Annotated in this window: 3 protein-coding genes; 2 read left to right on the top strand and 1 reads right to left on the bottom strand. The window is 55.7% G+C overall.

What is annotated here, in order from left to right; translation table 11 throughout:
• Nucleotides 1–519 precede the first annotated feature (519 nt).
• Nucleotides 520–4,314: an anti-phage protein Upx-like protein gene (locus tag PQR02_RS39180; RefSeq protein WP_408243190.1), complete on the top strand. Its 3,795-nt coding sequence runs from the start codon at nucleotides 520–522 to the stop codon at nucleotides 4,312–4,314.
• Between the two features lie 376 nt (nucleotides 4,315–4,690).
• On the opposite strand, the gene PQR02_RS39175 is transcribed toward PQR02_RS39180, so the two are convergent.
• Nucleotides 4,691–5,308: a hypothetical protein gene (locus PQR02_RS39175; RefSeq protein ID WP_408243189.1), complete on the bottom strand. Its 618-nt coding sequence runs from the start codon at nucleotides 5,306–5,308 to the stop codon at nucleotides 4,691–4,693.
• A gap of 852 nt (nucleotides 5,309–6,160) precedes the next feature.
• On the opposite strand from PQR02_RS39175, the gene PQR02_RS39170 reads away from it, so the two are divergent.
• Nucleotides 6,161–6,340, top strand: a 180-nt coding sequence (locus PQR02_RS39170) for a transcriptional repressor (protein ID WP_408243188.1), incomplete at its 3' end; no start/stop codon positions are given.

Below are 6,340 nucleotides of genomic sequence, written 5' to 3'. Positions count from 1 at the left end.
CCCAAGAAAGACACTGGACTACGAAACGCCAGCCGAACGATTCCAGCAAACTATTGCATCCACCGGTTGAATCCGCCACCCGTTGCGGTCGTTTGTTCCAAAGCCAGCGGGCGACCGCTTGCCGAAATCAAGCGGGCATTCGCATATTGAACCCACCCGCAGCGCAAGCGGCCAGAAATCGATCTAACTTGCGATCTGCTTCGGCTCGACCGTCGACGAATGCAGGAGTTTGAGAGCGATTACGACGCCACAGACGATGGCTCCGACTCCGGCTGCCTCATTAAGCGCCGGCCATCGGTGACTCGCCACCAGACCGAACGACGTGGCGAATACGGTTTCCGTGACGATAAGCTGGCCCGCGAGGCCAATCGTCAGCCGCGTTGACGCAATCGTCCATGCCCACGAGCCACTTACCACAAAAAGCTAATAGTCCTAGCAAGGTCCTTTGCGGTTAGCAAAGGGTTGCTCAATCGCCTGAGGTGGCACCCGAAAACCGTGAACTGTGTCACGATAGCCGGCTTGACAATCACCGAAGTTGCGCAAGTCATGGAACTGCAGTGGCCACCAGATGAAGGTTTCGAAAAGTTCGCTGAGGCATTCGCGATGATTGGAAGCGGAGCCTCTATTGGGTCTTCCGTCAAGGCTTTGCCTGACCTTGTACGGACCCTGCGCCAGAACTGCCCAATCAAAACTGCCGCCACGTTCGGCGCGCTCTTGACGAAAACACGTCTTCAATCGAACTGCCTACGACTAGAGATGCTCGTTCATCTGTGTGTCGCGGTCGGCAATGGAACCCGGGCGCCCGCTCAGTCGCTCATCAAGCAAGGTTTTAACTCGACTGGTTCTCTCTGGGGCCATATGGAAGACCCGCCTGAGGACGTGTTCGTTGGCAACATAAGTTCTTCGCAGGGAAACTACCGGGTGCTCGAGGGCATCTGGGAAAGCTCGACGTTCTATCTGCAACGAATCGTGAACGTGGTTGATTCTCTACCGGACAGGGCTCAGTTCAAATTTATCAAGACTTCGGTGCACGCGCTGCTCAAGGTTTCGGACACGATTTGCGAGCGCGCAGGATTAGTTCGTAATATGTTGGGTTCAAACGGCCGCAATCGCGACCTTCCCAGCAGTTTGCTTGACAGAACTGACAGAACGAGATCAACAGTCCGTTTCGAGCTCGAAGAACTCGTGGCCATCAACGTCGATATTGAGGCGCTTGAGCCCTTCCTATTCGACCCGGCGAATAGGAACGAATTCCTTGAACAGAGCATCGGCCATACATCCCTCGAGGCGGCGCCTCTGGCTGTAACTGCCGACGAAGTCTTTGTGCTGTTGCCGACAGCCATCACGGTCGCCGTCCGGCGGTTCGTGATCGATCAATTAGCGCATAGGCCAAGTCACAAGGCCTTCATCAATGTAATTGGTCAAGAGTATGGCCAGACATTTGCAACATCGCCTTTTTTCGGCAACGCCGGACCGCGCCTTCGCTTCTTCCATCATGGTTGGGGCTCGCTCAGCGCATTTTCAGAGGAGATCGACACGGGCAGGTATCTGCAGGTCGTTGCATTCCTCGATGACCTCCAGGACTTCGAAATCAGCGGTTTCAAAGACGTTCGCAAAGCACCGACAGAACTCCAACTCGAGCTTCAGAAATGCGTCACGGCCATGCGAGAATCCGACGAGAAACGGCCTGGCTTTAAAGATGGGTTGACATTGATGGTGTCGTGCGGGGTCGGACGGGGGCTCATGTTCGAGAGATTGGTCGAACCGAATAATCATTGGGATCAGGAAGTCATCAACGCTCCAGACTTGCTCACGCTCGGCCAAACGAAGGGCATCGATGTGCTTAACCTCTGGCGGATACGCGCAATGGAGCGCTATCTCGAACAGCATGGAGTAATGCTACAGAACATAAACGGGCTTTTGAATCTATACGCTTGGGCGGACTCTCTCGACGGGCATCTCGTGCCTCACGGCGACGTTCCTGAGGAATTTGGAACGGCCGAAGGCCACGGCCTCATCATGCCCGTTACCCAAAACGGTCTCCTCAATCTACGTTACCGGGCGCTTCAGGCCGGCGACAACCATGTGGCCAAGTTCGTTGATGAAACGTGGAAGCTGGTTCATCGGCAGACCGATTCGTATTTCAAGGAAGATAATCGACGACCTCTATATGGTCATTTAGGCCTGCCTGATCGTCAAGCACCGCTCGGCGCTCGCATCACCGATAACAGATGCTGGTGGTATGAATCTCTCGCAGCAGATGGAACCTACAGTCGTCTAGTTTATGAGCGGTGGATGATGATGGGCGTCTGGGTCGCACGTATAGCCGATCTGATTGAAGCAGACCACAATGCTGCGCTGGGCGATGGACCGCTGCATTGGAAATGCGCGTTCGAAGCTACTGTCGAACTTCCCGACCCTGGTGTCATGGGCGCTCCTGGCGACCTAGATAATGCGTTCGAGGTAACTACCTTTCCCGAGACGCGGACCGTCGAAATATCCGTCAAACAAGGCTTTGATAAGGCGATCTATCATCCGGATAACATCGCGGAGATTGGCCTGATTCGAGCGTTTCTTTATGGCGTGTCGAAACTTACGGGGGTCTCGATAGAGGCGCTCGAACAATCCGCCGCACCTGCTTTTGCCGATCCACGCGCTCGCCACAGTCACATTTTCACTGGGAATTGCTACCGAGACCTCTTTCAGAAACAAGTGTCCCGCTCCCCGGTCGAGATCAGCAAATTCGATGACGCGTTGATCAAGCTCGGCCTCGGTTGGCAGACAGGAGGTCCGACACACGGCGCTCGAATTGAAGGCAAGCCAGAGTGCTTAGCGTATCTTCGGTCGGTGGTAACGAAGCTACAGGAAACGTTGGCCGAAAATCTGAAGCTTTTCAGCCGCGTGGAGTTACTCGAAATGTTGCTCGAGAATTATGAGCGCGCCAGTCATAGTCGGGATTGGTGGCACAGAACCGCTGCGTCCGTCTTGGCGCTACGGGAAGACAAGGTGGCCGCCATGGAGGCCATGTCAGCACGCGAATTCAAGCTTAACGGCGTGCTGCAGTCGACCCGCAATCTGATTGAAATGGCGCTTTGCGAATGCCCCCTCACAGGAAACGTGGAGGCTGGCGCGCTCGAGCTTTCTTCATTGCTTGCCCAGAGTACGAAAATCTTCCATTTGGGAGGATGGTCCGACCTTATCTTCTGGGACATGATGGAGCCCACGCTCTTGGTGACGCCGCTGGGCGATGTTCATGGCGAGCACCAGTTCCAAGAGCAGGTGATGGGTCCTCTTGGAAAATTGACCAGTGAAACCCGCTTCGAATCGTCGGCCAAGACATACGAGAAAGGCCTGGAGGAACAGTCGTTCCTCGAGAACTCTGCCGACAGCGGTATCTCGCTCGACTTCCTCAAGGCGTGGCATCAGGAGTTCGGCGTAGAACTCGACGAGTTCCGGAGATTTGTCGACGCTTTGGAAAACCACGGAAGCGACAGTGGGCGGTTGACTTTCCTCTTGCCGCAGTCGAGCCTGACGGAGATTACGGGCCAACCAGCCGTTGGCTCTCTCATCGTGAAATCTCTAACATCGAGACCCAGGCCAAACTGGAAAGTGCCGCCCGACGGCTACGCCTTAAAAGACATTTCCCCTTGGAAATTCAAGAGACGTCTTAGCCTCGTACGTCGGCCGCTATTGCAGGTCACCGAAGAGGAAGATCCTCAATTCCTGATTGATCCAGGTCTCGTTCGCGAATGCCTGCGCTCCATGTTGTCAAACTACTACGAGGGGTCTTATTCCGACGACCACCTGCAAGCTCCGATGCGGAAATACGCTGGAGATGCGCGGCGGCGCGATGGCAACGCGTTCAACAATCAAGTCGCGGAAAAGATGAAGACGTTCGGCTGGATTGTTTTGCCTGAGATGAATGTGAAGAAAATTCTCACAATGGGATTTGAGCGAGACTTTGGCGACGTTGACGTGCTCGCCTTCAAGCCTGAGGTGAACCGCTGCCTAATCATCGAGTGCAAAGACCTACAGTTCAAGAAAACTTACGGTGAAATCGCGGAACAACTATCCGATTACAGGGGCACGACCTCGTCCGACGGGAAAAAACGCGACTCCCTCAGGAAGCATCTCGACCGAGTCGAACTTCTCCGCACACATAGTGATCGACTGGCGCGCGTCCTCGGGACCAACACAATCCCAGTAATTGAAAGCCATCTAATGTTCAGCCATCCCGTTCCAATGATGTTTGCATCGCATCTTGCGGGCGATCTGGCGATCGTTCACGCAGTCGACGACATCGAGGACATTTGAATGGCGTCCTTCGTCGCTTCAGACATCACGTGGCCCCCGCTGCGCCTCTACGGCTTGTACTAGCGCATGCAGCGATGCGCGTTGAAGCGGTCACGCATGTCACGCTGCTCGCCCTCCCGCACGAGCAGGGCCGCATAGCCGACATCAAATCGGCGAATGACCGAAACTCGTCGAGGTCCAGCCATATGTTACCGTCGAGCGAGTGCCGTTTTGTGGCCGGCTTCTGCCTGATGCGATCGGCTCGTGACCCTCCGCTGCCGGTCCCCGCTGTGCAAGTCGAAGGGTCGGTTTTCGATTGAAACAGTCGATCAAGGGGCTTGCTCGATGCGGGTATAAGCGACGAAGTGACCCGGTTGCAGAAGTGGTAGCCCTCGTTTCACGAATAACCGGTGCGATGGATTTTTTCGCTGCGGTGAGCTTTGAGCGGATTTCGGTGTAGGTCGCCCTGGGCGTCGAGCCAGCTGCCGCAGACTTCAAGTTTTTCACCCACCGGGGCTAACAGCCCGACGCCGCTGTCGGTCGCGTGCTGCCACGGCGGATATAAGATGGCTGGGCAGTCCTCGCTTAGCTGCGCCTCAACTTCGGATTCGTGGATCCAAAGCTTCGCCTCTTCGCCGCGCAATGACGCGATCAGTTGATGCTCGGGAATGCTACTGTGTGCTAGTCCAAATGCGATAAGGCGCCCTTCAAGCGTTGCCAATAGCGTGCGGTTCGCATACTCCCCCATGACCATGCCGACGGCAAATTGCGCGCGATACCCGACCGTCGAATTGAAGAATGCGTCGTAAGCTTCTGTGCTTACTCGAAGGAGAAAGGATGCCCGATGGCAGCCGTTGAGTAGCTTGCCCGAGAATTCCTCCCACGTGACGGCGGCTATTTCGGCCGTTCCGATCATGTGTTCGATTTCGTCGAAACCGCCATAGCTTAATAGTCGCTCACGCCTGTCAGCCTCCACGGTTTCAGCAAAATTCCAGATTGGCGTAGTCGGCGACATAGGTCTACAGGACTCGGTTATTGGCTCGCCTCGATCGGAGGGCGTGGAGGGCTGGGTAATGGAAGTTTGAACCATCAGCGTCGGCGGCGGTGGAATGTCTTCTCCGCAAACACGGACGAGACGTTCGAGCGGCCACTTGAACGCGCCGACGAAGGCCCGAATCTGGCCCAACCCGGAAGTACGGGGGGCAGCGCTGCAAACTGCGGCGGCCGGCCTCGGCCAACTTCCGTGGTCGACCCGAGGCCGCCGGTCGAGCCGTCAGAGTATTGGCTTGGTAGCAACTCGGGAAGGGTAAAGCGACACCAGAAAACCGAGTACTTTTTCGTTTTCACACCGCCTCGACCCATTGCGGACCGTCACTCTAGCCGCGAGTGCGCCCGTTACCCCTCCCGAAGCGTGGAGACAACTAGCGCTTTGTTGTGCGCTCCGGGACTCGCCGTCCCGATGACCGCGACGAAAGAAATCCTCAGCCGTCGGAATATCCAACCCACGTGGTCCGTTAACAGCACCATGTGCCACGTCGATCGGGCCTGGCTTTTCGTGCTTGTATCGACTGGCCAGATCTTCTGGCGTCAAATATGACGATCGCACGAATGGGAAATGACAATTCACACACCGGGAAGTACACGGTAACGCTAACTGGCGGCGTCGACGATATTGATCACGCAGTCGGCCAGTTAAAAGCCTCTGGCCTTGCGGTAACAGAAACACGCATCGCTGTCGCGCGATTCATTCTGACCGATCAACGCGGACACTACAGGGCTGAAGAGGTACAGAAAGAAGTTGGCAAGCGTTCGCGGCCGCTTCATCTATCGTCCGTATAGAGGGTCTTGAACGAGTTACAGCGTCCAAGTGTTTTCAAGCGTTATGCTCGACGCGGCATGCGTGGTGTATGAGTTGAACCGAGGTGCGCCGCATGATCATTTAATCTGCGTCCACTGCAAACGCGTCTTTGATTTCGCCGATGCAACGTTAGCGGGCCGCCGTCAGGCCGTTGCCCATCGGTACGGATTTCGCATTGAGCACTATTCA

It is taken from the genome of Paraburkholderia sediminicola (assembly GCF_046026895.1).
Lineage (GTDB): Bacteria > Pseudomonadota > Gammaproteobacteria > Burkholderiales > Burkholderiaceae > Paraburkholderia > Paraburkholderia sediminicola_C.
This window is presented reverse-complemented; position numbering and strand designations above follow the sequence as displayed.

Bases quoted from the DNA above. Each gene is read 5' to 3' on its own strand.
- PQR02_RS39175 (WP_408243189.1), bottom strand. From the start codon at position 5,308: ATGTCGCCGACTACGCCAATCTGGAATTTTGCTGAAACCGTGGAGGCT.